We start from the raw sequence: 25,963 nt of genomic DNA on the forward strand, positions 1-25,963 counted from the left end.
ATCCGTAGGGTGAGCGAAGAGCGTAAAGCTGTGCTTAACGACGATCCCACTTTCTTTCCTGATGGTCCACTCCCCGGGCGGGTTGGGCCGGCGGAGGCTCTGCCGGAGATTCGTTGCGGCGGAATGCACCGACTCGGTTGATCACGCGGCCCTGGCGCTCGATATCAACCCCGACGGCGCGGGAACGCCGCTTCAGGATCAAAGTCACCATGTCGAGCCGAGCCGTCGTTCATGCCAGCCTGCCCAGCGCCGCCCGGATGCCGGCCGGCCAACGATCGGAAGGGACCAACGTCGCGAGGGCTGCCGCTCTTGCTCTCGACCTCGGCTCGCTTCCCGAATGGGATCTGAGCGACCTCTATTCCGGAATCGATTCGCCGGACTTCCGTAGCGACATCGCGCGGGCGGAGCGCGAATGCAGCGACTTCTCGGAGCGCTGGAGCGGCGTCATCGCCGAGATCGCTGAGGGGCCCGATGCGTCCTCGCGACTCGCCGAGGCGGTAGCCGCCTATGAGGCGATCGAGGACCGCCTCGGCCGCCTGATGTCATTCGCCGGCCTCGTCTATTCGGGCGACACCACGGACGAGCGGCGCCAGAAGTTCTACGGTGACACTCAGGAACGCCTGACCACGGCCTCGGGCCACCTCCTGTTCTTCGCCCTGGAGATCAACCGGGTCGACGACGCCCTGATGGACGCCGCCATGGCGGAAGGCCCCCTGGCGCATTACCGCCCCTGGGTCGAGGATCTGCGCCGCGAGAAGCCGTTCCAACTCGACGACCGCACCGAGAAGCTGTTTCTCGAGAAGTCGGTGACCGGACGTTCTGCCTGGAACCGGCTGTTCGATGGCACGATCGCCTCCCTGCGCTTCCCCCTCCAGGGCGAGATGCTCACCCTGGAGCCGACGCTCAACAAGCTGCAGGACCCGGACGGGGCGGTGCGGAAGGAGGCGGCCGGAGCCCTGGGCGACGTGTTCCGCGCCAATCTGCGGACCTTCGCCCTCATCACCAACACCCTGGCCAAGGACAAGGAGATTTCCGACCGCTGGCGCGGGTTCAAGGATGTGGCCGACGACCGCCACTTGTCGAACCGGGTCGAACCCGAGGTGGTGGCGGCCATGGTGGACGCCGTGCAGGCCGCCTATCCACGCCTCTCGCACCGCTATTACAAGCTGAAGGCGAAGTGGTTCGGCGTCGACGTCCTGCCCTATTGGGACCGCAACGCACCGCTGCCGCGAGTGGAGCAGCGCACGATTCCCTGGGCCGAAGCGCGCGACATGGTGCTCGACGCCTACGGGGCCTTCTCACCGCGCATGGCAGACATCGCCAAGACCTTCTTCGACCGCCGCTGGATCGATGCGCCGACACGTCCGGGCAAGGCTCCGGGCGCGTTCGCCCATCCCACCGTGCCCTCGGCGCATCCCTATGTGCTGGTGAATTACCAGGGCAAGCCGCGGGACGTGATGACCCTCGCGCACGAACTCGGCCACGGGGTGCATCAGGTTCTGGCCTCGCGCAACGGTGCGCTGATGGCGCCGACGCCGCTGACGCTGGCCGAGACCGCGAGCGTGTTCGGCGAGATGCTGACGTTCCGGCGCCTGCTCGCCTCCACGACCGACACGGTCCAGCGCAGGGCCATGCTGGCGGCCAAGGTCGAGGACATGATCAACACGGTCGTGCGCCAGATCGCGTTCTATCTCTTCGAGCGGAAGGTCCATCTCGCCCGCGCCGAGGGAGAACTCACGGCCGAGCAGATCAACGGCCTCTGGATGTCGGTGCAGGCCGAGAGCTTCGGCCCGGCGATCTCGCTCGATGCCGGCTACGAGCCGTTCTGGGCGTATATTCCGCACTTCATCCACTCGCCGTTCTACGTCTACGCCTACGCGTTCGGCGATTGCCTCGTGAACTCGCTCTACGGCGTCTACGCCAAGGCGGAGGAAGGCTTCGTCGACCGCTACTTCGCGCTGCTCTCCGCCGGTGGGTCGAAGCCCTACGGCGAGCTCCTGGCCCCCTTCGGCCTCAACGCCAGCGACCCCGCCTTCTGGCAGATCGGTCTCAACATGATCGAGGGGATGATCGTGGAGTTGGAAGCGATGGAGGGATAGGGGCCTTTGCGCTGCGGTCGTTCCGTTGTACAGAACGTACAACGGAACGACGAATTGCCATGAAGCTCGAAGTAAAAAAGATCGGAAATTCCACTGGGCTCATCCTGCCACGGGAATTGATCACCAAGCTCAATCTGCGGCAGGGCCAGTGGCTCCACATCACCGAGATGCCCGATGGTGGAGTGCGGCTGACCCCCTACGATCCTGATTTCGACAAGGCGATGGCGATCGTCGACGACATCATGGAGGAGTATAAGGATACCTTGCGGGCGCTGGCGCAGTGACCGAGCCCCGTTGGCTGACCTCTGAAGAGGTCAAAGTCGCCCACGAGCGCCAGCTCGTCCGGTTTGGTGGTCCTCCTGGTCTCAGAGACGAGAACGCACTCGAATCCGCTTTGGCGCGGCCTGTGAATCGCTGGCGGTACGAAGACGGCGATTTAGCATTACTGGCTGCGGCCTATGCATTCTGTCTCGCGCGCAATCATGCCTTCATCGATGGCAACAAGCGCATCGCCTTCGTGGCGATGACATTGTTCCTACGGCTCAACCACGTTGCTTTCCGCCCGGATCAGGCCGAGGCGACTCGAATGATTTTCGGTCTCGCCGCGAGCGAGATCGACGAGGACGGCCTCACGCGCTGGATCCGCGACAACTGGCCAACGGCGTAGCCCCTTCCGCGACGCAAGTTCCGCGACCCATGGGCCCATGGCTCTGGTACCCTTGGGGAAGGAGCCTATCTCGTGGTGACACTCCTTCGTCGCGCAGAATGGATTCGATGGCCGATCACGACAACGAAGCCAACCGCTTCTCGGCGCGCGCCAGCCGCTATGCCCGGGTGGGTGCGAATGTGGGCGGCGTCGCCGCGCGCATGGCCGGCGCCAAGTTCTTCGGTAAGGGCGAGACGCCGACCAACGCGGCGGCATTGGCACAGGCCCTCGGCGGGCTGAAGGGCCCGATCATGAAGGTGGCGCAGCTGCTCGCCACCGTGCCGGATCTGCTGCCACCGGAATACGCGACCGAGCTACAGAAACTGCAATCCGACGCGCCGCCCATGGGAGCGGCCTTCGTCAAGCGCCGGATGATGGCCGAGCTCGGACCCGATTGGCAGAAAAGGTTCGGCTCCTTCGATCTCAGGCCTGCTGCCGCCGCCTCCCTCGGCCAGGTCCATCGCGCGACCGGCCTGGATGGGACACCCTTCGCCTGCAAGCTTCAGTATCCCGACATGCAATCGGCCGTGGAGGCCGATCTGAAGCAGTTGGAAATCGCCTTCGCTCTCCATCGCCGCCTCAGTTCGTGGCTCGATACCCGCGAGATCGCCAAGGAGATCGGAGCCCGAGTCAGGGAGGAACTCGATTACGAGCGCGAGGCGAAACATGCCGCCCTCTACGGGGCGGTATTGCAGGACATCGCGGATGTGAGGGTGCCGGCGATCCACACGGATCTTTCGACGAAGCGCCTCCTCACCCTGGGCTGGCTCGAGGGGGACAGGATCCTCGACTTCACCGAGGAGCCGATCGAGGTCCGCAACCGCCTCGCGCAGGCGATGTTCAAGGCGTGGTGGCACCCTTTCAGCCGAGCCGCCGTCATCCATGGCGACCCGCATCTCGGCAATTATACCGTGTTCTCGGAGGACGGTGAGGCGCGCGGCATCAATCTTCTGGATTACGGCTGCGTTCGCATCTTCCACCCCCGCTTCGTGGGTGGGGTGGTCGATCTCTATCGCGGTCTTCTCGACAACGACCATGCCCGGATCGTCCACGCCTACGAGGTCTGGGGGTTCAAGAACCTCACCAAGGAGCTGATCGAGATCCTCAACATCTGGGCGCGGTTCATCTACGGCCCAATCCTGGAGGACCGCACGAGGACCGTGGCCGATGGGGTCAAGCCCGGAGAATACGGGCGGCGGCAGGCCTTCGAGGTGCACCAAGCCCTGAAGCAGCGCGGCCCCGTGACGGTGCCACAGGAATTCGTCTTCATGGACCGGGCGGCGGTGGGGCTCGGCGCCGTGTTCCTGCACCTGCGTTCGGAGCTGAATTACCATCGGCTGTTCGAGACCGAGATCGAGCGCTTTTCCCTCGAAACCCTGACCGAGCGGCAGGGCACGGCCCTGATGGCGGCAGGCCTTCCGCTCCCGGTCTAGGTAGATCGCGAAGCGGCTTTCAGCGAACCCGCCTTCGAACACCGGCGATCCGTCGAAGACCGGGCGGGTCCGCTTCGGCCCGTTCCCACGAGTCTTGTTCGCCACCGGGAAGCACCGAAGGGCGGGCACGACCGCCTGCGGGTAAGCTCGCCCATGACAGGCGGGGATGAACTGTCATTCCATTGGATAAATCCCGCTTCCCATATTTTCGCCAGTCGGTATCTCGATTGCGAGCGATCGAGGCTTGCGCTAAATCCGCTTGGAACCAATCAAGATGATGACCAAGGGGACGAGCGCAAGATGGCTGATGCGAAGAGCGTGACCGGCGTGCATTACAGCCCGGCGATGGACGAGAAGACCCACGAACAGACCTATCGCGGCTTTGTCCGGTTTGTGGAAATCGGCACGGGCGTGGTGATCTGCTGGGTGCTCGCCCTGGCCGTGGGCGGTATTCACGAGGCCTGGCTCACCGCCATCTTCGGTGTTCTCCTGTCGGGAGCCGCCGGCGCCGTGGGTGCATTCGTACCCAGCATCGGCTGGAAGGCACCGTTCGCGGTGGCGCTCCTGCTGGCGCTGTACCTCTTCTTCGCGTGACGTAGCCCAGGATCGCTGGTATACCAGCGATCCGCGGCTCTATATTCCTGCTAAGCCGCGGCAATCGAGCATGATTGCCGAAGGAGGTCTTTGAATGCGCATCGCTGTCCTGACAGAGTCTGATCCCGCTGAGCCGCGGGTGGCGGCGGTGCCCGATACGATCAAAAAATTCAGAGGACTCGGCGTCGACGTCACGGTCCAGTCCGGCGCGGGCCTGAAGGCCGGTGTTCCGGACGCGGAATACGAAGCGGTGGGCGCCAGCATCGCCGCAACGGCCGAGGAGACGGCGAAGGACGCCGATCTCGTCCTCAAGGTCAGGCGCCCCAGCGAGGACGAGCTGAAGCTTCTGAAGAGCGGCGCCACCGTCGTCGCCATCATGGATCCCTACGGGAACGAGACCGCGCTGCAGGCCATGGCGGATGCCGGCATCAGCGCTTTCTCGATGGAGCTGATGCCCCGCATCACCCGCGCCCAGGTGATGGACGTCCTGTCCTCCCAAGCCAATCTCGCGGGCTACCGCGCCGTGGTCGATGGTGCCGCCGAATACGGGCGCGCCATGCCGATGATGATGACCGCCGCCGGCACCGTGCCGGCCGCCCGCGTCTTCGTCATGGGTGTCGGTGTCGCCGGTCTCCAGGCCATCGCCACCGCCAGGCGCATGGGAGCCGTGGTGACGGCCACGGATGTGCGGCCCGCCACCAAGGAACAGGTCGAATCCCTCGGGGCCAAGTTCGTGGCCGTGGAGGACGACGAGTTCAAGCAGGCCGAGACGTCCGGTGGCTATGCCAAGGAAATGTCTGCCGAATACCAGAAGAAGCAGGCCGAGCTCGTGGCGACGCATATCGCCAAGCAGGACATCGTCATCACGACGGCGCTGATCCCCGGTCGGCCGGCCCCGAAGCTCGTGTCGGAATCCATGGTCGCGTCCATGAAGCCGGGTTCGGTGCTCATCGACCTCGCCGTCGAGCGCGGCGGCAACGTCGCCGGTGCCGAAGCGGGCGAGATCGTCACCACCGAGAACGGCGTCAAGATCGTCGGCCACGTGAACGTCGCCGGCCGCCTCGCGGCCACGGCGTCCAGCCTCTACGCCAGAAACCTGTTCGCGTTCGTCGAGACTCTGATCGACAAGGAAGCCAAGGCCCTCGCCATCAAATGGGATGACGAGCTCGTGAAGGCGACGAACCTCACCCGGGACGGACAGGTAGTCCACCCCGCCTTCCAGCCCAAAGCAGCCTGACCCCGGCGGAGAGACAGATGGCCACCCTTCCCCCCGAACAGGCCGCCGAGCAGGCGCGCGCCGCCGCTGCCGCCGCCCGTGCCTCCGCCGACCAGGCGCAGAGCATCGCCGACAGCCTCAGCCAAGGCCTCAGCCATGGCATCTCCGTCGTCACCCATGGCGCGGTCGATCCCACCGTCTTCCAGCTCGCGATCTTCGTGCTCGCGATCTTCGTCGGCTACTACGTGGTGTGGTCGGTGACCCCGGCGCTCCACACCCCCCTGATGTCGGTCACCAACGCGATCTCCTCGGTCATCATCGTCGGCGCGCTGCTGGCGGCGGGCGTACCGTTGATCGAGAAGGGAACCGGCTGGGCTCGCTTCTTCGGCTTCGTGGGCATCGTGCTCGCCAGCGTCAACATCTTCGGCGGGTTCCTCGTCACACAGCGCATGCTCGCCATGTACAAGAAGAAGGCTTGAGACGATGTCCCAGAACGTCTCCGCCCTTCTCTACATCGTCTCCGGCGTCCTGTTCATCATGGCGCTGCGGGGGCTCTCGCACCCGACCACGTCGCGGCAGGGTAACCTGTACGGCATGGTCGGCATGGGCCTCGCGGTCCTGACCACCCTGGTCGGCCATCCGCCAGCCGGATTCGGCGCCTGGATCATCGTCCTCCTCGGCCTCGCCATCGGCGGCGGCGCGGGCGCGGTGATCGCCAAGCGGGTGCCGATGACCGCCATGCCTCAGCTCGTGGCCGCCTTCCACTCCCTCGTGGGTCTCGCCGCCGTGGCGGGCGCAGCGGGCACGCTCTATGCCCCGCAGGCAGTCGGCATCCTCGAGAACGGCCATATCCATAAGGAATCGCTGTTCGAGATGGCGCTCGGCGTCGCCATCGGCGCGATCACCTTCACCGGTTCGGTCATCGCCTTCGCCAAGCTCGACGGACGCATGTCCGGCAAGCCGATCATGCTGCCGCAGCGGCACGCGATCAACATCGCCCTGGGCATCGCCCTGGTCGGCCTGATCGCCGTGTTCATTGGCACCGAGAGCAAGGCGATCTTCTGGCTGATCGTGGTGCTGTCCTTCGTGCTCGGCGGGCTCCTGATCATCCCGATCGGCGGCGCGGACATGCCCGTCGTCGTGTCGATGCTCAATTCCTATTCGGGTTGGGCGGCGGCCGGCATCGGCTTCACCCTGGGCAACCTCGCGCTCATCATCACCGGCGCCCTCGTCGGCTCCTCCGGTGCGATCCTGTCCTACATCATGTGCAAGGCGATGAACCGCTCGTTCATCTCCGTGATCCTCGGTGGCTTCGGCGGCGACGCCGCTGCGGCCGGTGCGGGTGGGGCTGTCGAGACGCGCCCCGTGAAGCAGGGATCGGCCGACGATGCGGCCTACATCATGAAGAATGCCGAGCGCGTCATCATCGTCCCCGGCTACGGCATGGCGGTGGCGCAGGCCCAGCACTCGCTCCGCGAGATGGTGGACCTGCTCAAGAAGGAAGGCGTCGACGTGAAATACGCCATCCATCCCGTCGCCGGCCGCATGCCCGGACACATGAACGTGCTGCTGGCGGAAGCCAATGTGCCCTACGACGAGGTCCACGAGCTCGAGGACATCAACGGCGACTTCCCGCAGGCGGACGTGGCCTTCGTCATCGGCGCCAACGACGTCACCAACCCGGCCGCCAAGACCGACAAGACCTCGCCGATCTACGGCATGCCGATCCTCGACGTGGAGAAGGCCAAGACGGTCCTCTTCATCAAGCGCGGAATGGGCTCCGGCTATGCCGGCGTGGAAAACGAGGTCTTCTTCCGCGACAACACCATGATGCTCTTCGGCGATGCCAAGAAGGTCGTGGACTCGATCGTCAAGAACCTCTGAGCGACGTGGGGCGGCCCTCCGCCCCGTCAGTCTCGACTGCGAAGGGTCGGCACCATGCGCCGGCCCTTTTCTCGTCTGGGTAAGAGCGAGTTCCGGTCTTGCCCCACGCGTCACCGCGAAGCCGGCAGCGCAGTAGCGCCGGATAGCCCCGGCCGGGTAGACTGATTGCGTGTCAGCTGCCTCAGCCCTCGCCCCAACCCGCGCCTTCCTCGGCGTCACCCGCTCCATCATGGGGCGGCCCTGGCGTGACCGCTGCGGCGAGGCGGCCGCCCAGGCCTATGCCGCGACGATGGTTCAGGCCCATGGCCTGCCCGACCTTCTCGCCCGTGTCCTCGCCTCCCGTGGCGTCCGGCCCGACGAAGCAGAGGCCTATCTCCAGCCGCGACTACGCGACCTTATGCCGGACCCGTCCCGCCTGGTGGACATGGAGGGCGCGGCCGAACGGCTCGCCCGTGCGGTCGAGAGCCACGAGCATGTGGCGGTGTTCGGCGATTACGACGTCGATGGCGCGGCGAGCGCGGCGCTGATCGCCGGCTACCTACGTTCTCTCGGCCTGACGGTGGACGTCCACATTCCGGACCGCATCACGGAAGGGTACGGCCCCAACGTGGCAGCGGTCACGTCGCTGGCGGAGGGCGGGGCAAAGCTCCTCGTCTGCGTCGATTGCGGCACGAGCGGCCACGAGCCCCTCGCAGCCGCGGCCGAGCTCGGCCTCGATGTGATCGTCCTCGATCATCACGGCGCACCGGAGGTCCTGCCCTCGGTGCGCGCCTTGGTGAACCCGAACCGGCTCGACGACATTTCGGGCTTCGGCCACCTCTGCGCGGCAGGTGTCGTCTTCCTCACCCTCGTAGCGCTCAACCGCCGCCTGAGGCGGGGAGGGAGGGAAGATCTGCCCGATCTCGCCGAATCCCTGGATCTGGTGGCGCTGGCGACGGTGGCCGACGTGGTGCCACTGACCGGCCTCAACCGCGCCTTCGTCGTCCAGGGACTGAAAGTGATGCGCGGCCGGGGCCGGATCGGCCTCGCCGCCCTGTTCGATGCGGCATCCTTGAGCGAGCCGCCGGAATCCTGGCATCTCGGATATCTCCTCGGTCCGCGCATCAATGCCGGCGGGCGCATAGGCCATGCGGGGCTCGGTGCCGCCCTTCTCACCAGCACCGATCAGGCCGAGGCGAACCGTATCGCCACCGAACTCGATCTCCTCAACCGCGAACGCCAGGGCATCGAGGCGCAGGCCGTTCTCGAAGCCGAGGCCGAGATGGATCGCGCCCTGACCCTGGATCCGGACAAGCCGGTCCTGGTGACCGCCTCCGCCACTTGGCATCCAGGCGTGGTCGGCCTCGTGGCGGCCCGCCTGAAGGAACGTTTCGGTCGACCGGCTTTCGCGTTCGCCCTACGGCCGGACGGGACGGCAACGGGGTCGGGCCGCTCCGTAGCCGGGGTCGATCTCGGATTTGCGGTGCGGGAGGCAGTGAATGCAGGCCTTCTCGTCAAGGGCGGCGGGCACGCCATGGCGGCTGGCGCAACGCTGCCGTGCCACGATCCCAGGCTCTTCGGCGAGTTTCTCGCCACCGCCCTCGCAGCAGCGGTGGCGGTGGCGAGGGCGGTGGAAGCGCTCCTCATCGACGGTACGGTGAGCGCGGGCGGTGCGACGGCGGAGGTGGTTCGCCTCGTCCAGCGCGCCGGGCCGTTCGGTGCCGGGGCGCCGGAGCCCGTCTTCGCCCTGTCGCATCACCGGCTCGTCGATGCGGGCATCGTCGGCAACGGCCATGTGCGCGCGCGCTTCAGGAGCCGGGATGGCCAGGCCATCGGCGCCATTGCCTTCCGTTCCGCGCAGGGGCCGTTGGGGCAGGCGCTCCTCGGCGGGATCGGGCAGGAATTCCACGTGGCCGGCACCCTCGCCATCGATACCTGGCGCGGCGGCGAGAGGGTGCAATTGCGCATTGGTGATCTCGCCACACCCTGAACTTTGCGCGCCCGCATGCGCAGGATGTGTTGACACCCGCGCAAGCCCTCACCATAAGGGCCCGCGCGCTGCCGAAAGGCGGTGGTTTGGGGGAATGTCCCGAGCGGCAAAGGGGGCGGACTGTAAATCCGCTGCGTAAGCTTCGTAGGTTCGAGTCCTACTTCCCCCACCAATCCATACCGACACGCTGGCAGCACGGCCGATGAAGGGATCACCTTCTCAAGACCGCGTCGCCATGCTATCGGGCGCCATATGCGGGTGTAGCTCAATGGTAGAGCAGCAGCCTTCCAAGCTGAATACCCGGGTTCGATTCCCGGTACCCGCTCCACTTTCTTCCCCGACCGATGCGAACGACGTTGCCGGGTGAGGCCGTCCTTCCCTCTCGGTGAACGTGCAGGTGACGCCCCCGGCGCGGCGCCCCTCTTCCTCCTCGACCAGCATGAATAAGCAGCGCCTCGGGCCGGTCGAGCAGGCGGGCCGGACCGCTTGCCTTCAATCCGCCGCGACCGATTCCGAGTTTGTTGTGCGCCCGGCCAATCCGGGAGAGTCGGGGGCGTAATGTCCGGCTGCGATCGTGCGTTTGACCGTGGACCGCGCGGCATCGATGGCGATGGCGGCGGCCGAGAGGGTCTTCGCCTCCGTCGGACGCTCCAGGGCGTGCTTGGCGATATCCCCGGCGAGATCGTCGATCTCACGGGCGAGGCCTTCGAGGCGCGTCGGGTCGGCGATACCTTGCGCCTCCTGGCGGATCTGCAGGAGGCGGTCGGTGGCCTCCTCGATCCGTTCCCGGCGCAACCGCGACAGACGCTGTCCGATCCAGGCCAATGCCGAGCCGATACCGCCACCGAGGAAGGCGACGAGGTAGATCCAGGTCTCGTAGCGTTCGATGAAGCCTTGCTGTTCGCGCTCGTAGAAATCGACGGCGCCCGGGTGGATCGGTAGCCGCGCGCTCGTCGCGCCGGCCGTGCTGTCGTAGCTCGGCGCCTGCATGTAGTCGGCGGCAGCGGTGACGTTGGCCATGCCGCTGCGCAGCTCGAACAAATGCTGGGTCACGTCTGCCGCGACAGGGCGGGACAGGCCAGCCCGCGCCATCAGGCGATAGGACGCTCCCACCGTGTGGACATCCTCGGCCGGAACTTTGGGACTGCCGCCGAACGTCTCGGCCGGCATGGTGACCGATTGCAGACGCGGCATCCGCGCGACGATGGCGTCGGCGTTCTCGACGGTCACGAAAGCGACCTTTCGCGTCTTGCTGGCCGCCTGAACGATGCCGACGATCCGCTGTGCCGTGGGCGCGGTCGGGGAAATGACCGAGACCACGGCATCGACCCGCTTCTTGGCGAATGCCGCCGGAAGCTCGGCTTCGGTCATCTCCACGAGGGCAACGTGGCGCGGCGGCAGCGGTCCGTCCGGGTCCTTGTCGAGCAGCGTCAGGCCGTAATGCCCCACCATCGCCTTGATCAGTGCTTGGTCGGCGTCGCGATGCGCGAGGATCGCGAGACGCTTCCGGTCGAGTTCGGGGAAACTCGTCAATCCGGATGGCTCGGGAGACGCGATAATCATGGCCTGATCGCGGAGGATCGCTAGGGTCAGAGCATTATCCGGCAAGTCGACATCGGGGCGGACCACGGCGAGGTCGGCGCGACCCTCCTGTAGGGCGGCGGCACTGTCCCTGACGTCGTCGAGGGCGATGACCTTGAGACGGATCTCCTTGTGTCTCCGGGCAAGAGCATCGGCATAGGCCTGGATCAGCGCCGGCTCGGTCCCGTCCTTCGGCGCGACCGCGATGGTGAGGACGGTCGCCCGCGAGATCCAGTAGGCCGTGGCGGCTCCCAGGCCGAGCAGCACGGCCAGGAGGAGGAAGACGAATTCACGGCGAATGATGCGGCCGGCGAATTTCATGTCTCGGCACTCCGCTCGCCGCTTTGCCGGACGGCACGCTGCATCATGCCACACCGGATGGTAGGGCGTGGGGATCGTGCCGGCGGGATCACGCGAGTTCGAGGTGGAGCGATGTCAGCGGGGCCGACGCGGCTGTGTGGTGGCCCCGCCGCTGAGACGGCGGGTGATATAGGCGATGATCTTCGGAAGCACGAAAACGGTCAGGAGTTTACGGAGCATCGAGACTTTCCGGAATGAGGGGGATCGGCGCTCAAGACCGGCAGCAAACCTGGTGTGAGACCGAGGGGCTGGTGACCGCTGCCTGCACGGAGGACCGACGAGACACGTTCTTTGACAGTGCGGCAAGCGGCGCGAACCCAATCGGCTCCGCCGAAATATCCGCATGCGCGTGGAGGCAGAGCGGTGCTCTGCCTCGCTTGCCGCTTCAGCGCTTGCCGGTGACCGTGTCGACCACCGAGGCGACGCCGTCCTTGGCCTCGCCGACGGTGCGCTGGGCCTCGCCCTTGAGTTCCTGGGCCTTGCCCTCGGCGACCAGCGTGTCGTTGCCCGTGACCTTGCCGGCCGCCTGCTTGACGTTGCCGGCGGCTTCGTTGGCGAGGCCCTTCAGCTTGTCCGTGGTGCTGCTCATGGGGATGCTCCTTCGGTTCGAGAATGAGATCGCAGGGGGAGGTCCGGCCGGTCGCGGGTGACCGGCCGGGGATGGGCTCAGGCGCGGCGGGCGCCGTAGCTGTCGGCGAGGGTGTGGAGCTTCGGGGCGCCGAGGCGGCCGCCGAAGAAGCCGGCGAGCGCGCCGAGGATCAGGGCGAGCGCGCCGTAGAAGGCGCCCTGGGTGGCGGCGGACTTGGCGGCGACGGCCGCGGCCTCGGCCTTCTGCTTGGCGGTGGCGACGGTCTCTTCGTACTGCTTGCGGTAGTCCTGGATCTGCGTCTTGGCCTGGTCGACCGGGATGCCCTGGGCCTTGGCCAGCGCGTCGGCGGCACGGTTCTCGGCCTGGGCCTTCTGGCTCGGATCACCCGTGAACAGGGCGCGGATCGCGGCGACGGCGGCGTCCTTGGCGGCCTGCGGGTCCTGGCCGGCGGCCTGGTTGCGGACGCTCTGCTCGATGCCGTCGAGCGGGTTGGTGATCTTCGACAGCGACGGGGCGGCGGCCTGGGCCGCGGTCTGCACGGTGCCGCCGACCAGCGAGCCGGCTCCGCCCAGCGTGCTGGTCACGCCCGAGAAGGCCCCGCCGATGAGGCCACCGGCCGCCGAGGTGAGGAGGTAGAGCACCACCAGGGTGGTTACCGCCCAGGAGACGAGGCCGTGCAGGCCGGCGGCGCCCGTGACGGGCTTGCCCGACAGACGCCCGGCGATGAAGCCGCCCGCCAGGGCGGCCACGATGCCCGAGACGATGAACCAGATGCCGGCGCTGAGCGACAGGGTCGAGGCAGCCGGGTTGTCGGCGGCCACCGGTCCGACGCTGGACAAGCCGATGCCGACGCCGACCATGTTGAGGATGACCTGGGTCACCAGGGCGGTGACGGCGCCGGCGAAGATCGCGCCCCACGACACCTGGTTCAGCAGGACGGTGCGGGTGTCGGCGGTGGCGATCGGCGATGCCAGAATGTTGGCGGAAGAAGACACGTGACAAAGCTCCGAGGTCGTCGGCAAACCGAAGGATTCGGTCGTCCAAGCGGGGAAGGACGAAGGGGAAAGTGTAGGGATGGCGGGAGCTTAGTCGCGCCCGTGGACGAGGAGGCCGATTCCGTAGCCGAGGAGGCCGGCGGCCAGCAGGGCGGCCACGGGATGTTCGGCAACCTGATGGGTCATCTCCCGACCACCCCGGCGCAGGTGATTGCCAAGGTTGTGGTAGGTATCCTCGGCGTCATCGTAGACCTCGCGTCCGGCATTGCGCACGGAGCGTTCGGCACGCTCATAGGTTTCGCCGGCGGCGTCCTGAGCCTCACGCACACGAGCCTTGATCTCACGCCCGTCTGGACCGGCAACGTCGTCGATGGCGTTGCGGATGGCACTGGCAGCCTCGACGATCGCGTCTTTGGCTTGGCCGTAAAGGTTCTCGGCCTTGCCTTGGACTTCGCGTGCACGGCCTTCGACGGAATTTCGGCTCGAACCGGTCAGATCGCCGACAGCCCCCTGGATCTTCCCACCGAGTTCCTCGGCGACTCCAGTGATCCGATAGGTATCGACCATGGTATTCCCCCTGTTTACGTACTCATTCGATAGGATCGCGCTGGTATTACCCAGAATACGCCAGACCGACGATTTCGCTTCGGACAACCGTCCAGATCAGAGAAGTTTCCGCTGATTTTTCATTAGTCGGCGATCTTTACGTCACCGAACATTTCGATGACGACGTATTTGATCGAGGCCTTTGTAGTATGCGCCTCTGCTGCAGATTTAGTCTCGTTCAGATATCCATTGGATGTTCTTGGCGCCCACACCTGCATGCCTTGCAGTTCGACATCTTAGCTGGCGCGCATCACCCGCCAATCAATGGTTCATTTGTACTGGTAGAGGGATTTTATTTAACCGGTTGATCCGGCTGGAAACCCATTGTTCCGTCCCCAGACGATGGCTTCCGAGCGCTTGTGCACGCCGAGCTTGCGGTAGAGGGCGGCGGCGTGGTTGCGCACGGTGTTTCGGGACAGGGTCAGGCGCTTGGCGATGGCATCGTCACCGAGCCCGGAGCAGATGAGATCGAGAATCTGCCGCTCGCGCACCGTCATGTTCGGCGCGATCGCATCCATGTGATCGCCTCCCGGCCCGCGCAGGTTGGCGAGTTTGTCGATGAGCCCGCGACTGAACCAGGACGTATCGGCCATGACGGTCTCGATAGCCTCGAACAGGTCGCGCTCGCCGCGCTTGCGCTCCGTGATGTCCTGCAGGACGAGGAGTGCAAAGACATCGTCCCCGATCTCGACCCGTTCGGCCGAGACGAGGCAATCGAGGCTGGTTCCGTCCTGGTGGCAGAGGCAGACTTCAAGGCCGATGACGTAGCCGGTCAGAGCCACCGCGTTCTCGAATTTCTCGCGGGCCGCCTCGTGAACCCAGAGCCCGAGTTCCGCGGGCGAACGCCCGGCGACCGTATCGCTGGCATGGCCGAAGACCCGGCTGAAGGCCTCGTTCACCCCCGTGATCGTGAAACCGTCCGCCCGTGCCAGCACGGTTGGCACGGGGGTCAGGCGGAATGCCTTGGCGAAACGCTCCTCGCTCTGGCGTAAAGCCATCTCGGCCTTCCGGCGCAATTCGAGGTCGGCGAAGGTGAAGAGCATGCAGGCTTCTTCGCCGAGCTCCATCGGCTGGCCAGCGACGATGACGTGACGCTCGCCCCCGTCGGGCAGATCGAGACAGGCCTCCATCTGCGGGATGGTGCCACCCTCGTTCAGGCGCGAGATGGCCAGGTCACGGTTGCGGGCGCCCGCCAGCACATCGACCTCGTAGACGCTGCGGCCGATGACGGCATCCCGGGTGTAGCCCGTCATCTCGAGGAACCCGAGATTGACCTTCACGTGGCGCAGGTCGGAAAGCCGGCAGATCACGGCCGGGGCCGGATTCGCGTTGAAGGTCTTCTCGAAGCGGTCCTCGGCCTCGAACTGGTCCGAGACGTCCTTCAGGATGAGGGCGAGGCAACTCGGATTGCCCTCCCGATCCATCGCCACGAGACTGCGGAGGGAATGGACGAAGGTCACGTCCGGCTTGTCGGTCCGGGTCACCTCGACGATCACGTCGTGGAACGTCTCGCCGGATACGACGCGCTCGATCGGATATTGATTGGGGGTGCGATTGTTGCGGTAGCGCAGGGCGAAACGCTCGCGATAGGCATCGACCGTTTCCCCGAGCACGTCCATGGATTCCACGCCATGCATCGCCAGGGCAGCCTCGTTGGCATAGGCGATGGTCTGGTCCGGCTCGACCAGGATCACCCCCTCGCTGAGGCCGGCGATGATCTGCCGGAGTTCGTACCTGTCGACGCCAAGTGTCACCGTCGCTCCCACCGCTCCCCGATCCGGGCCACAGCCCCGCCTTCAACAGATGCATGCGTAAGCAGTTCCAGGGTAAAGCGTCAAAACATTGGTATATCTCGCTGAACTCAGCGCTCTTGATTTCGGTGCACCCATTCATGATGACGATTGGCGAACTTAAATATTCATTATCTGATGGAACAGGACCCGTTCTTTACCTTGAGAAGTTACGCTCTGAACATCGAGACAAATCAATTTACAAATAAAGATTCGAACTAAAAAGAAACCGACGAAATAACGCGCCCTATCCACTCATCGCTCGAAAGTTTTTGGTGTGGGCACGCGGAGGCAAGAGGCGGAAAGTCCCGCGTTCCAACGGGGGGCGCGTCGTCACGGAGCGAGCCGGTGTGTCCCCGGCCCGCGACCATCGCTGCCCCTGACGTAACCGGGAGCGTGTGATCGCCGAAATCCGTCTCAGAGCCGCCGTCGAACCTGAGTTGCGATAAGGGGACCGTTCCACATGAGCACGCTTGCCCGCGCTCCAGCCGTCGCGGCGGAATGCCGTTGCCACGATCTCGATGGCGGAGGGCGGTGTGGCCAAGTCCCCGGCAGCGAATTAGAGTCTTGGCGATGAGCCTGGCGCAGGCGGCATATTCGGGCCGCTTCTCCGTCCTACCGGCTCGGTCCGAAGCCCCCGGAAGCATCGCGTCCATGCCCGCCCGATCGACGCCATCGTCCGGCGAGGCGTCACTCGCAGCTGCGATGCAGGCGGCTCAGAACGGCGATGCCGTCGCCTATCGCCAATTCCTGCGAGACTGCGTGCCCGTCATCTCCGCGATGGCGAGGGCCAAGGGCGTGCAGGGGCCGAGCCTCGACGATGTGGTCCAGGACACTCTGCTGACGATCCACCGGGCGCGGGCCAGCTACGACCCGTCCAGGCCCTTTCTCCCGTGGCTCCGCGCGATCGCCCATCGGCGCGCCATCGACGCCATGCGGTACGACAGCCGTCGGCCACGAGAGGTCCACGATCCGATCGCCTACGAGACACGCGCCGATGATGGGCCCCCGCCCGGGCACGATCTTGAAATCCGAGCCCGGCGTCGGGCCGTGACCGAGGCCGTCGCCCATCTTCCCCCGGGGCAGCGCGAGGCGATCGAACACATCGCCCTGCGCGAGTTATCCCTCGAGGAGGCGTCAGTTCTCACCGGGCGGACCAAGACGGCGCTGAAAGTCAATTTCCATCGGGCTCTGAAAGCCCTGCGTGCCGCTCTCTCATCCAGCAAGGAGGGCTCGGATGTCTGATCCCGCCAGCCACGAACGTCTCGTCGAGGAGCTGGCCCGGTCGCTCGCGCCGGTCCGCCCGCTGCCGGGGCCGGGATGGCGGGCCGTCGCCTGGTTCTCCGCCGTGCTCGCCCTGGCCATCCTCCTGCTGCCCCTATCCGACGCCGCCAGCCTGCAATTGCGCCTCGGCGTTCCGGATCTTCGCTATGCCGCGCTGGGGGCAATGTTGACCAGCATGGCTGCGGCCTTCGCAGCCTTCCAGAGCAGCGTGCCGGGCCGCAGCCGGGCCTGGGCTCTTCTGCCGATCCCGCCTCTGGTTGTGTGGCTCGGCGTCAGCGGGCTCGGTTGCCTGCGGGCCTGGCTCGCTCCGGCTTCGAACCTCGCCGAAACTGGAGAGATGCGCGGCTGCTTCGTCTTCCTGATGGGCGTCTCTCTGCCGCTCTCAATCCTGCTCGTCACGATGTTGCGCCGGGCCTGCCCCTTGAACCCGAGCCTCACGGCGGCTCTCGGAGGCTTGGCCGTCGCGGCGGCGGCAGCGGCGCTTCTGGTTCCGTTCCATCCCCACGACGCCACCGCGACGGATCTGGCGGTGCACCTCGTGGCCGTTTTCATCGTGGTCGGCCTCAACGGACTCCTCGGCGGGCGCATCCTCGAAGGCGCGCCCCGCCGACGCCCGGCCGCCACGGCGTCGGAGGCCGATCCGTAGGCGGGCAGGGGCGGCGCGTCCGATCGAGCGGGGCCCCGCGGCGGCCGGTGAGATGGCCTAGATCATGCCGCGCTAACGTCCTTCGACCGGCCCTTCCGTCCGCCGACGACACGCATGACCGTGCCATCTCCCTCGGCGCATATCTTCACGCCGACCGACAGTCTCGTCGTTCCCATCTTCAACGAGCGTGCGGCCGGTGCCGTCGTTCGCGGAACGGTATGACTCCGCATCCGAGGTGGAGGCCGGACAGCGAATGGACGACCAAGCCGCAGGCTCGATTCGGCCTCCACAGTCATCATCCCTTGATCATCTGACGCCAAGCCTTTATCCGGGCGGCGTCTTTCGCCCGGCTCGACACCTCGAGCGCCGCCCTGGGCGACCGCTCATGTGACTTTGTCTTAGGAATGTGACGATGGCCAAAGAGAAATTTGCCCGCACCAAGCCGCACTGCAACATTGGCACGATTGGTCACGTCGACCACGGCAAGACGTCGCTGACGGCTGCGATCACGAAGGTCCTGGCGGAGTCGGGTGGCGCGACGTTCACGGCCTACGACCAGATCGACAAGGCCCCCGAGGAGAAGGCGCGCGGCATCACGATCTCGACGGCTCACGTCGAGTACGAGACGGCCAACCGTCACTACGCCCACGTCGATTGCCCCGGCCACGCCGATTACGTGAAGAACATGATCACGGGTGCGGCGCAGATGGACGGCGCGATCCTGGTCGTGTCGGCCGCCGACGGCCCGATGCCGCAGACCCGCGAGCACATCCTGCTCGCCCGTCAGGTCGGCGTGCCGGCGCTGGTGGTGTTCCTCAACAAGGTCGACCTCGTCGACGACGAGGAGCTCCTCGAGCTCGTCGAGATGGAGGTGCGCGAGCTCCTCTCCAAGTACGACTTCCCCGGCGACGACATCCCGATCACCAAGGGTTCGGCCAAGGTCGCGCTCGACAACGGCGACAAGGCCGTCGGCCATGACGCCGTGCTGGCCCTGATGGCGAGCGTGGATGCCTACATCCCGCAGCCGGAGCGTCCGATCGACAAGCCGTTCCTGATGCCGATCGAGGACGTGTTCTCGATCTCGGGCCGCGGCACCGTGGTGACGGGCCGTGTCGAGCGCGGCATCGTCAAGGTCGGCGAGACCGTGGAGATCGTCGGCATCCGCGACACCCAGACCACCACGGTCACGGGCGTCGAGATGTTCCGCAAGCTGCTCGACCAGGGCCAGGCCGGCGACAATGTCGGCGTGCTCCTGCGCGGCACCAAGCGTGAAGACGTCGAGCGCGGCCAGGTCGTGTGCAAGCCGGGCTCGGTCAAGCCCCACACCAAGTTCAAGGCCGAGGCCTACATCCTCACCAAGGAGGAGGGCGGTCGCCACACCCCGTTCTTCACCAACTACCGGCCCCAGTTCTACTTCCGCACCACCGACGTGACCGGTGTCTGCGAACTGCCCGAGGGCACCGAGATGGTGATGCCCGGTGACAGCGTCACCATGGACGTCACCCTCATCGTCCCCGTCGCCATGGAAGAGAAGCTCCGCTTCGCCATCCGTGAAGGCGGACGCACCGTCGGCGCAGGCGTCGTCGCAGCCATCAACGATTAAGTTCGGTACGCCCGGCCTCTACCGCTGATTGTACATACCGATGCCGGCGGCCTGTCTTGACGGGTCGCCGGCATCGTCGTCTCCGAACCATGGGTTGCATGCCGCGAGGCGGTCTCATGAGTTCGACACCTGCCGCACTTTTCGACGCCATGACATCGCGACGCGCCGTCATCGCCGGAGCCTTGTCGATCCTGACCGCGCCCGCGCGCGCCCAGAGCGTTCCCGCCAAAACGATCCCGTCGCAGAATCGCGCGACGTTTCTGGCGTTCCGGGAGGAAGTCCTCGCTGTCCTACGGCGTGACTATCCCGCTGTGGCCGTCACCGTGGACGACAATGATCCAGAACAGGTCGTCATCGGCCGCTTCACCCTCTTCCTCGGCAACATTCGCCAAAAGATCGCCGACCGGACGGGCGCAGAACGCCGAGCCGTCATCGTCGACTACCTCCATCCGCTTGCCACCGCGAAGCCTCTTCCCGCGACACCCGCTCCCGCGGAGACCTTCGCCAAGGCTTCAGCCCGCCTGCGCATCCAGCTCGTTCCCATCGAGTATCGCGAGCAGGTGCCGACCCTGACCTGCCGCCGCTTCTCGGAGCGGCTCCTCATTGCCTACGCCCTCGATGAGAACGAGCGCTATCAGTTGGTGATTCATTCGATCTTCGAAGGATGGGATGTCGATCAGCAAACGGTCGAGCGGATCGCCAAGCGAAATCTCGAACTCGCCTCGGGCGGTGTACAGGTCCACATTTCGGCGACTGGACAATCCGGTCATTTCGCGACTTTGGCCGAGAACAGCGGCTACGCGGCCGCCAGCCTGCTCCTCCCCATGGTGATGGACCAGATTCAGGAAGGGCTCGGAACGCAGGCCATCGTGGCTGCAGTTCCCACGCGGGACGTCCTCATCGCATGGTCATCCAACAGCGAGGGGAAAGACAGGCTCGCGGCAATCGTGACGATGTATATGCGCAAAGGTCCATACGCCCGAAGCGACGAACTCTTCTCCTACTCGAAGGATGGGATCCGTCCTCTGAACGGACGCGAGCTTGCCGAACACGGCCGATAGAACCTTTGAATTTCACATTCCTCTCTCCGGAATCCCTTGCATCCAGGAGGATGATCGGGCATTGAGCGTCCCGCGTAGGAGTGTAGCTCAACTGGTCAGAGCGCCGGTCTCCAAAACCGGAGGTTGCGGGTTCGAGTCCCTCCACTCCTGCCAGTGTTTTCCTTAAGCGCAATGCCGGATCGGCCTCCCATCGGGAATGTCGAACCGGAGCGTGTCTCCAGCTTTCTGTCGACATGTCCGCGACGGTCGACAAGACCCGGGACTTGCGCTAGAGCGTTCGCATTCCGAGATCGGTAAATGTGTTCGGTGCGGGCTTCGACCAGAGCCTCCGCACCGGTCCGCTTTCCGGTCAGGGCCGATTTTCCCTGTTGTTGGCATCAATGGCATCGAACGAAGCAACGAAGAAGGCGGATCTGGCGCGCACTCCGCAGCGCGGCGCCGCTACGCCGACGCCGCCTCGGGGCACTCCGCCCGTGCGGCCCGCGCCCAAGCGCGTCGGCCCGGCCGAGTTCCTGTCCCAGGTGCGCGACGAGGGCCGCAAGGTCACGTGGCCGAGCCGGAAGGAGACCACCGTGACGACGATCATGGTGTTCATCATGGTGGTGGCGGCGAGCATCTTCTTCACGGTCGTGGACCAGGCACTGCGCTACATCGTGACCCTGATCCTCGGGGTCGGCGCCTAGAACAACTGAGTCTTCCTGGGCGCGTCGTCGCGACCGGGCAGGCCGACGTCAGGATTTGGTGAGAACCGTGTCGAAACGCTGGTACATCGTCCACGCCTACTCGAATTTCGAGAACAAGGTCGCGCAGTCCATCAAGGATCAGGCGGCGCAGCGCGGGCTGATGGAGCTGTTCGACGAGGTCATGGTTCCGACCGAGAAGGTCGTCGAGGTTCGCCGCGGCCGCAAGGTCGATGCCGAGCGCAAGTTCTTCCCGGGCTACGTCCTGGTGAAATGCGATCTCACCGACGAAGTCTACCACCTCATCAAGAACACCCCGAAGGTCACGGGCTTCCTCGGCGCCGACAAGTCGAAGCCGGTCCCGATTCCCGATTCCGAGGCGGAGCGTATCAAGGGGCAGGTCGCCGAGGGCGTCGATCGTCCCAAGCCCTCGATCTCCTTCGAGATCGGCGAGACCGTCCGCGTCTCCGACGGTCCCTTCGCATCCTTCAACGGCACCGTCGAGGAAATCGACGAGAGCCGTTCGCGCCTCAAGGTCGCCGTGTCGATCTTCGGTCGCGCCACTCCGGTGGAACTCGAATACGCTCAGGTCGAGAAGGTCTGATCGTCAGGCGAATGACGAAACGCGGATGGCGAAGGTAGGCAAAGCCTCCTCGCCGTCCGCGATTCGCGTTCGTCATAACCCGCGGGAGGTCCGCCCGGTTTGCCGCCGGGATTCACGGATCGCACCGCGACCTGCAACCGCTCGTATCGTTCGTGCTCGAGGCAGCCGGGCGACGGGCTACATTTGGGAGCAGTCCCTATGGCAAAGAAGATCACGGGCTACGTGAAGCTTCAGGTTCCGGCCGGCGCCGCGAACCCGTCGCCGCCCATCGGTCCCGCGCTCGGTCAGCGCGGCCTCAACATCATGGAATTCTGCAAGGCCTTCAACGCGAAGACCTCTCAGATCGAGAAGGGCACGCCGATCCCGGTCGTCATCACGGCGTATCAGGACCGCTCCTTCACCTTCGAGATGAAGCAGCCGCCGGTCACCTTCTTCCTGAAGAAGGCTGCCGGTCTGAAGATCGGCAAGAAGCCGGCTTCCGGCTCCAAGACTCCGGGCAAGGGCCCGACGGTGGGCAAGGTCACCGAAGCTCAGCTTCGCGAGATCGCCGAGAAGAAGATGCCCGACCTGAACTGCGACTCGGTTGACGCCGCCGTCGCCATGATCCGTGGCTCCGCGCGGGCCATGGGCCTCGACGTCGTCGCTTAAGGGGGAGGGCACAATGGCACATGAAGGCAAGCGCATCCGCGCCGCCCGCGAGGGCATCGACGCGCTCAAGCTCTACCCGATCGCCGAGGCGATCGCTCTGGTGAAGCAGAAGGCCAGCGCCAAGTTCGACGAGACCGTTGAGATCTCGATGAACCTCGGCGTCGACCCGCGCCACGCCGACCAGATGGTCCGCGGCGTCTGCAACCTGCCGAACGGCTCCGGCCGTACCGTGCGGGTGGCGGTGTTCGCCCGCGGCGCCAAGGCCGACGAGGCCAAGGCCGCCGGTGCCGACATCGTCGGCGCGGAGGATCTGCTCGAGATCGTCCAGAGCGGCAAGATCGAGTTCGACCGCTGCATCGCGACCCCGGACCTGATGCCGCTCGTCGGTCGTCTCGGCAAGGTGCTCGGCCCGCGCGGCCTGATGCCGAACCCGAAGGTCGGCACCGTCACCATGGACGTGAAGTCCGCGGTCGCCGGCGCCAAGGGCGGCTCGGTGGAGTTCCGCGTCGAGAAGGCTGGCATCGTCCATGCCGGCATCGGCAAGGTCTCCTTCGACGAGACCAAGCTCGTCGAGAACATCAAGGCGTTCGCCGACGCGGTGGCCAAGGCCAAGCCGGCCGGCGCCAAGGGCACCTACATCCAGCGCATCGCCGTCACGTCGTCGATGGGCCCCGGTGTGAAGGTCGAGCCGTCGACCGTGCTGACCGCCTGATCGGTAGTCACCTCACGAAAATAGGAAACGCCCGGCCGTCATGGCCGGGCGTTTTCTTTTGTCTACGCGAGAAGCTTCAGACGCCGGCCAGCGAGAAGCGTCGCGGTGAGGCCGGCGAACATCGCCGCGCCGAAGACCCATCCGGATGCGGCTCCGGCCATGATTCCCGATAGCAACGTTCCGACGCTGCAGCCGAGACCGGTCATGGCGCCCCAGCCGAGGAGAAGGCCGCCGACGAGACCGCGCACGGCCTGGCCCCGCGTCGGCAGGGCGGGGCGGAACTCCCCCGCCGCCAGAGCGGCGGCCAGGGACGCCGCGACGAGCCCCGCGATGAATACCCCGTTCGGCGTTAGGATCGCATCGCGGATGGCGGTGGCGCAGCCACGAAACCCGTCGAGCCCTTCGAGGCGCGAGGGCAGGAGATCGAGCCCGGCGGCGGCCTGCCTCGCCCGTCCGCCAATCTCGGCGGTGACACCGAGGGGGCCGACCCTGAGATACGCCAAGGTTCCGAGAGCGCCGACAGCGAGTCCGCCGAGCCAGGTCGGCCAACCCTCGACGAAGACGGCACGCAGCGGCGCGACGCGCCTCGATGGCAGCGCATCGGCAGGCGGCAGCCACCGCAGAAGGGGCACCGCGAGAGCCGCCAGGACCGAGAGAGTGAGGACGAGGCTGCCGGCATAGCCGAGATGCCGGGGCAGCCAGATGACGGGCGCTTCCGAGACACTTGCGAGATAGAGCGTGTTCCAGGTGAGGAAGCCGAGGACGAAGCCCAGGGCTGTTCCGACCAGGGCGAACGGTGCCGTGGGTGATCCCTCGCCGATGCGGTAGAGATGAGCGCCGATGCAGGAGCCCGAGATCGCCATGCCCGCTCCGAAAGCGGCACCGGCAAGGGCGAGGATCGGCCCGACGGGACCGATATGGGCGTCGGGCGGCAACCGCACCCCGCTCGGATCGGGCAGCCATGCCCCCAGCACGACAGCATAGCCGACCGTACCGGCGGCGAGCGCCGCGAGGATGCCGAGGGCCCCGCGCGGGTCTCGCCGGTCGATCAGATCGCGCCACAGGCAGAAGAAGCAGAAGCGCGAGCGCTGGAGCACGAAGCCGAACAGGGCTCCGAATGTCAGCGAGAGCGCGAGACGGCTGCTGCCGGGATCGCCGGAGAGATTCAAGGCGGCGGCCAGGATACCCGCACCGATCAGGGCCGCTGACGTGATCCGCAACGGCACGGAGGAACGCCCGGTCGAAGGACCGGGCGCTGGAGGTTCGGATATCGGCGAGGCCGTCACTTGCCCGACCACACCGTCCCGGCAAGGTTCACCACCGGCACGCCGACGGCGTTTCCGTATTCCGTCCAGGACCCGTCGTAATTCCGCACGGGGTAGCCGAGGACGCGGCTGAGCACGAACCAGGAATGGCTCGAGCGCTCGCCGATGCGGCAGGAGGTGATGACCGGCTTGGACCCATCGATCCCCACATCGGCGTAGAGCTTCTTCAGCTCCGGCACGGATTTCAGGGTGCCGTCCGGGTTCACGGCCTTGGCCCAGGGCACGTTCACCGAACCGGGGATATGGCCTGCCCGGATCGCGAGTTCCTGCACGCCTGCCGGCGCGATGAGCTTGCCCGAGAACTCATCCGGCGAGCGGATATCGAGGATCGTCTCGTCCCGCTCCTTGCGCGCCACGGCGAGCACGTCCGCGAGACGGGCGCGCTGGCCCGTCGAGACCGGCGTGACGGGGAAGGCCGAGGCGGCCACGTCGGGGCTGCGGGTATCGAGCTGCCGCTTCTCGGCCTCCCATTTCTTGCGGCCACCATCGAGCAGCTTCACGTTGTCGACGAGACCGTACTGCGCGAACACCCAAGCCCCCCAAGCGGCGAACCAGTTGTTGTTGTCGCCGTAAAGGATCACCGTGGTGTCGCGGTCGATGCCGAGACGCCGGATCAGGGCGGCGAACTTGTCCGGTCCCGCGATGTCGCGGCTCACCGTCTCCACGAGATCCGTATGCCAGAGGACGTTCTGCGCATTGGGTATGTGGCCGCGCTCGTACACGCCCGGCTCCACGCTGACCTCGACGATCCGCAGCTTCGGCGAGCTTAGGTTGGCCTCGAGCCACTCGGTGGATACGAGGGGGCTGGTTTGGGCTTGTTTCTGTTCGGCGGCATGCGCCGCCACATGCCCGATCGTCGGCAACGCCAAGGCGGCCAGCGCGATACGAGCGGCAAGAAGGGTTCTGAAGGACACGGGCGCGCTCCGGCGAGGATAAGGTCGTCGCGTCGCGGTGGGCTGTGCTCGGCCGTCGACCGTGCCGCCCGGGTCGTATCGTCGACCACGGGCCATGCCCCGAAACTTGACAATATGATGGTGTTTCCGATCGCCAGCGGAATCAATACAATGGTTTTTCAAATATTTGAGTGATGTTGGAATATAGGTTCCAATGCGAGCCTAAAAAGACAGGGATTATCTTCGCCATTGAACCGTCCGTGAAAGCCGATGAATCCGATGACGTCGCGGCTACCCGGAACCGGGTCCGAGATACCCGGCAGCGCCGGGAACCTGAGCGTGGATAATTCCTCGCTCGGTAGCCCGAGGGCTTTGCGGCCCGTCGGCACGAGCCCGCTCCCGGATTCCGACGCTGTCTTCAGGTTCATGCACGCCAGAACGGTTTCGCGGCTTCCAGGCGCAAAGCCACGGGATCGAGATCGAGTTCTCTAATTTGCTCCGAGGTCAATTCTCGAATTGTACGCCTCCCGGTGAAGCGCCTGAGCCAGATTGATAGGATCCCGAGGGGCCCAGGTGAAAGTTTCCTCTGTGCTTGGTCAGAAGAGGTCCTTAGACTAGGAAGGAAAGCGACCTTCCGATCGGGACTTAGGATCGGCCCTAGAGTATCGCGGTTCGGCATTTCGAT

The 25,963-nt window shown here is 65.8% G+C and carries 24 protein-coding genes and 3 tRNA genes; 20 read left to right on the forward strand and 7 right to left on the reverse strand.

The window, feature by feature from the left end; genetic code table 11:
• The first annotated feature begins 257 nt into the window (after window positions 1–257).
• From ACYQR9_RS13180 to ACYQR9_RS13230, 11 genes are all read left to right on the forward strand, one after another.
• Window positions 258–2,099 (forward strand): M3 family oligoendopeptidase, encoded by a 1,842-nt coding sequence (locus ACYQR9_RS13180; RefSeq protein WP_419952888.1) that lies wholly within the window; start codon window positions 258–260, stop codon window positions 2,097–2,099.
• A 59-nt stretch (window positions 2,100–2,158) separates the two neighbouring features.
• Window positions 2,159–2,383, forward strand: coding sequence for an AbrB/MazE/SpoVT family DNA-binding domain-containing protein (locus ACYQR9_RS13185; protein WP_056429206.1), 225 nt, complete (start codon window positions 2,159–2,161; stop codon window positions 2,381–2,383).
• The gene (locus ACYQR9_RS13190; RefSeq protein ID WP_461226601.1) at window positions 2,380–2,766 is read left to right on the forward strand and encodes a type II toxin-antitoxin system death-on-curing family toxin; all 387 of its coding nucleotides are present in this window, start codon (window positions 2,380–2,382) and stop codon (window positions 2,764–2,766) included. The genes ACYQR9_RS13185 and ACYQR9_RS13190 overlap by 4 nt, the downstream gene beginning before the upstream one ends.
• A 107-nt stretch (window positions 2,767–2,873) precedes the next feature.
• Window positions 2,874–4,238, forward strand: a complete 1,365-nt coding sequence (locus tag ACYQR9_RS13195) for an ABC1 kinase family protein (RefSeq protein WP_461226603.1) — start codon at window positions 2,874–2,876, stop codon at window positions 4,236–4,238.
• Window positions 4,239–4,538: 300 nt separating this feature from the next.
• Window positions 4,539–4,832, forward strand: a complete 294-nt coding sequence (locus tag ACYQR9_RS13200) for an aa3-type cytochrome c oxidase subunit IV (protein ID WP_056429210.1) — start codon at window positions 4,539–4,541, stop codon at window positions 4,830–4,832.
• Between the two features lie 94 nt (window positions 4,833–4,926).
• On the forward strand, window positions 4,927–6,069 hold the full coding sequence (locus ACYQR9_RS13205; protein ID WP_207412112.1) for a Re/Si-specific NAD(P)(+) transhydrogenase subunit alpha: 1,143 nt from the start codon (window positions 4,927–4,929) through the stop codon (window positions 6,067–6,069).
• 17 nt (window positions 6,070–6,086) lie between these two features.
• Window positions 6,087–6,527, forward strand: a complete 441-nt coding sequence (locus ACYQR9_RS13210; RefSeq protein ID WP_056429213.1) for a proton-translocating transhydrogenase family protein — start codon at window positions 6,087–6,089, stop codon at window positions 6,525–6,527.
• Window positions 6,528–6,531: 4 nt separating this feature from the next.
• Entirely contained in the window at window positions 6,532–7,932 is a 1,401-nt protein-coding gene (locus tag ACYQR9_RS13215) for an NAD(P)(+) transhydrogenase (Re/Si-specific) subunit beta (protein WP_056429217.1), read from the forward strand.
• A gap of 229 nt (window positions 7,933–8,161) precedes the next feature.
• A complete protein-coding gene (recJ, locus tag ACYQR9_RS13220; protein WP_461229803.1) occupies window positions 8,162–9,901 on the forward strand; it encodes a single-stranded-DNA-specific exonuclease RecJ in 1,740 nt (579 codons plus the stop codon).
• 88 nt (window positions 9,902–9,989) lie between these two features.
• Window positions 9,990–10,073: transfer RNA gene (locus ACYQR9_RS13225), tRNA-Tyr, on the forward strand.
• Window positions 10,074–10,155: 82 nt separating this feature from the next.
• A tRNA-Gly gene (locus tag ACYQR9_RS13230) sits at window positions 10,156–10,229 on the forward strand.
• 164 nt (window positions 10,230–10,393) lie between these two features.
• Here the strand turns inward: ACYQR9_RS13230 and ACYQR9_RS13235 are convergent.
• The 5 genes from ACYQR9_RS13235 to ACYQR9_RS13255 form a co-directional block, all read right to left on the reverse strand.
• The gene (locus ACYQR9_RS13235; RefSeq protein WP_207412110.1) at window positions 10,394–11,803 is read right to left on the reverse strand and encodes a TAXI family TRAP transporter solute-binding subunit; all 1,410 of its coding nucleotides are present in this window, start codon (window positions 11,801–11,803) and stop codon (window positions 10,394–10,396) included.
• Between the two features lie 424 nt (window positions 11,804–12,227).
• Window positions 12,228–12,431, reverse strand: coding sequence for a CsbD family protein (locus ACYQR9_RS13240; RefSeq protein WP_056429224.1), 204 nt, complete (start codon window positions 12,429–12,431; stop codon window positions 12,228–12,230).
• 77 nt (window positions 12,432–12,508) lie between these two features.
• Entirely contained in the window at window positions 12,509–13,426 is a 918-nt protein-coding gene (locus tag ACYQR9_RS13245; protein WP_461226606.1) for a PhnA-like protein, read from the reverse strand.
• Between the two features lie 90 nt (window positions 13,427–13,516).
• A complete protein-coding gene (locus tag ACYQR9_RS13250) occupies window positions 13,517–13,993 on the reverse strand; it encodes a CsbD family protein (RefSeq protein WP_461226607.1) in 477 nt (158 codons plus the stop codon).
• A 335-nt stretch (window positions 13,994–14,328) separates the two neighbouring features.
• Window positions 14,329–15,786, reverse strand: a complete 1,458-nt coding sequence (locus ACYQR9_RS13255; RefSeq protein ID WP_461226609.1) for a PAS domain S-box protein — start codon at window positions 15,784–15,786, stop codon at window positions 14,329–14,331.
• Between the two features lie 690 nt (window positions 15,787–16,476).
• Here ACYQR9_RS13255 and ACYQR9_RS13260 point away from each other — a divergent pair.
• From ACYQR9_RS13260 to rplA, 9 genes are all read left to right on the forward strand, one after another.
• Entirely contained in the window at window positions 16,477–17,067 is a 591-nt protein-coding gene (locus tag ACYQR9_RS13260; RefSeq protein ID WP_461224390.1) for an RNA polymerase sigma factor, read from the forward strand.
• Complete coding sequence (locus ACYQR9_RS13265; protein ID WP_461226611.1) at window positions 17,060–17,752, forward strand: NrsF family protein; 693 nt, start codon at window positions 17,060–17,062, stop codon at window positions 17,750–17,752. Before ACYQR9_RS13260 ends, ACYQR9_RS13265 begins: the two co-directional genes overlap by 8 nt.
• 412 nt (window positions 17,753–18,164) lie before the next feature.
• Window positions 18,165–19,355 carry an elongation factor Tu gene (gene tuf, locus ACYQR9_RS13270; RefSeq protein ID WP_207412100.1) on the forward strand — a complete coding sequence of 397 codons (1,191 nt, stop codon included), beginning with the start codon at window positions 18,165–18,167 and terminating at the stop codon, window positions 19,353–19,355.
• 116 nt (window positions 19,356–19,471) lie between these two features.
• Complete coding sequence (locus ACYQR9_RS13275; RefSeq protein ID WP_461226613.1) at window positions 19,472–20,416, forward strand: DUF1444 family protein; 945 nt, start codon at window positions 19,472–19,474, stop codon at window positions 20,414–20,416.
• Window positions 20,417–20,492: 76 nt separating this feature from the next.
• Window positions 20,493–20,569, forward strand: a tRNA-Trp gene (locus ACYQR9_RS13280).
• A 227-nt stretch (window positions 20,570–20,796) separates the two neighbouring features.
• Window positions 20,797–21,099, forward strand: a complete 303-nt coding sequence (gene secE, locus ACYQR9_RS13285) for a preprotein translocase subunit SecE (RefSeq protein WP_056429694.1) — start codon at window positions 20,797–20,799, stop codon at window positions 21,097–21,099.
• 67 nt (window positions 21,100–21,166) lie between these two features.
• Window positions 21,167–21,700, forward strand: coding sequence for a transcription termination/antitermination protein NusG (gene nusG, locus ACYQR9_RS13290; RefSeq protein ID WP_056429674.1), 534 nt, complete (start codon window positions 21,167–21,169; stop codon window positions 21,698–21,700).
• A 198-nt stretch (window positions 21,701–21,898) separates the two neighbouring features.
• Window positions 21,899–22,348, forward strand: coding sequence for a 50S ribosomal protein L11 (rplK, locus tag ACYQR9_RS13295; protein ID WP_018044245.1), 450 nt, complete (start codon window positions 21,899–21,901; stop codon window positions 22,346–22,348).
• Between the two features lie 13 nt (window positions 22,349–22,361).
• The gene (gene rplA / locus ACYQR9_RS13300) at window positions 22,362–23,060 is read left to right on the forward strand and encodes a 50S ribosomal protein L1 (RefSeq protein ID WP_056429676.1); all 699 of its coding nucleotides are present in this window, start codon (window positions 22,362–22,364) and stop codon (window positions 23,058–23,060) included.
• Window positions 23,061–23,122: 62 nt separating this feature from the next.
• Here the strand turns inward: rplA and ACYQR9_RS13305 are convergent, their stop codons facing one another.
• On the reverse strand, window positions 23,123–24,286 hold the full coding sequence (locus tag ACYQR9_RS13305) for a YeeE/YedE thiosulfate transporter family protein (protein ID WP_461226615.1): 1,164 nt from the start codon (window positions 24,284–24,286) through the stop codon (window positions 23,123–23,125).
• Window positions 24,287–24,342: 56 nt separating this feature from the next.
• Window positions 24,343–25,299, reverse strand: coding sequence for a sulfurtransferase (locus ACYQR9_RS13310; protein WP_405030697.1), 957 nt, complete (start codon window positions 25,297–25,299; stop codon window positions 24,343–24,345).
• Window positions 25,300–25,963 lie beyond the last annotated feature (664 nt).

It is taken from the genome of Methylobacterium sp. CM6241 (assembly GCF_054817845.1).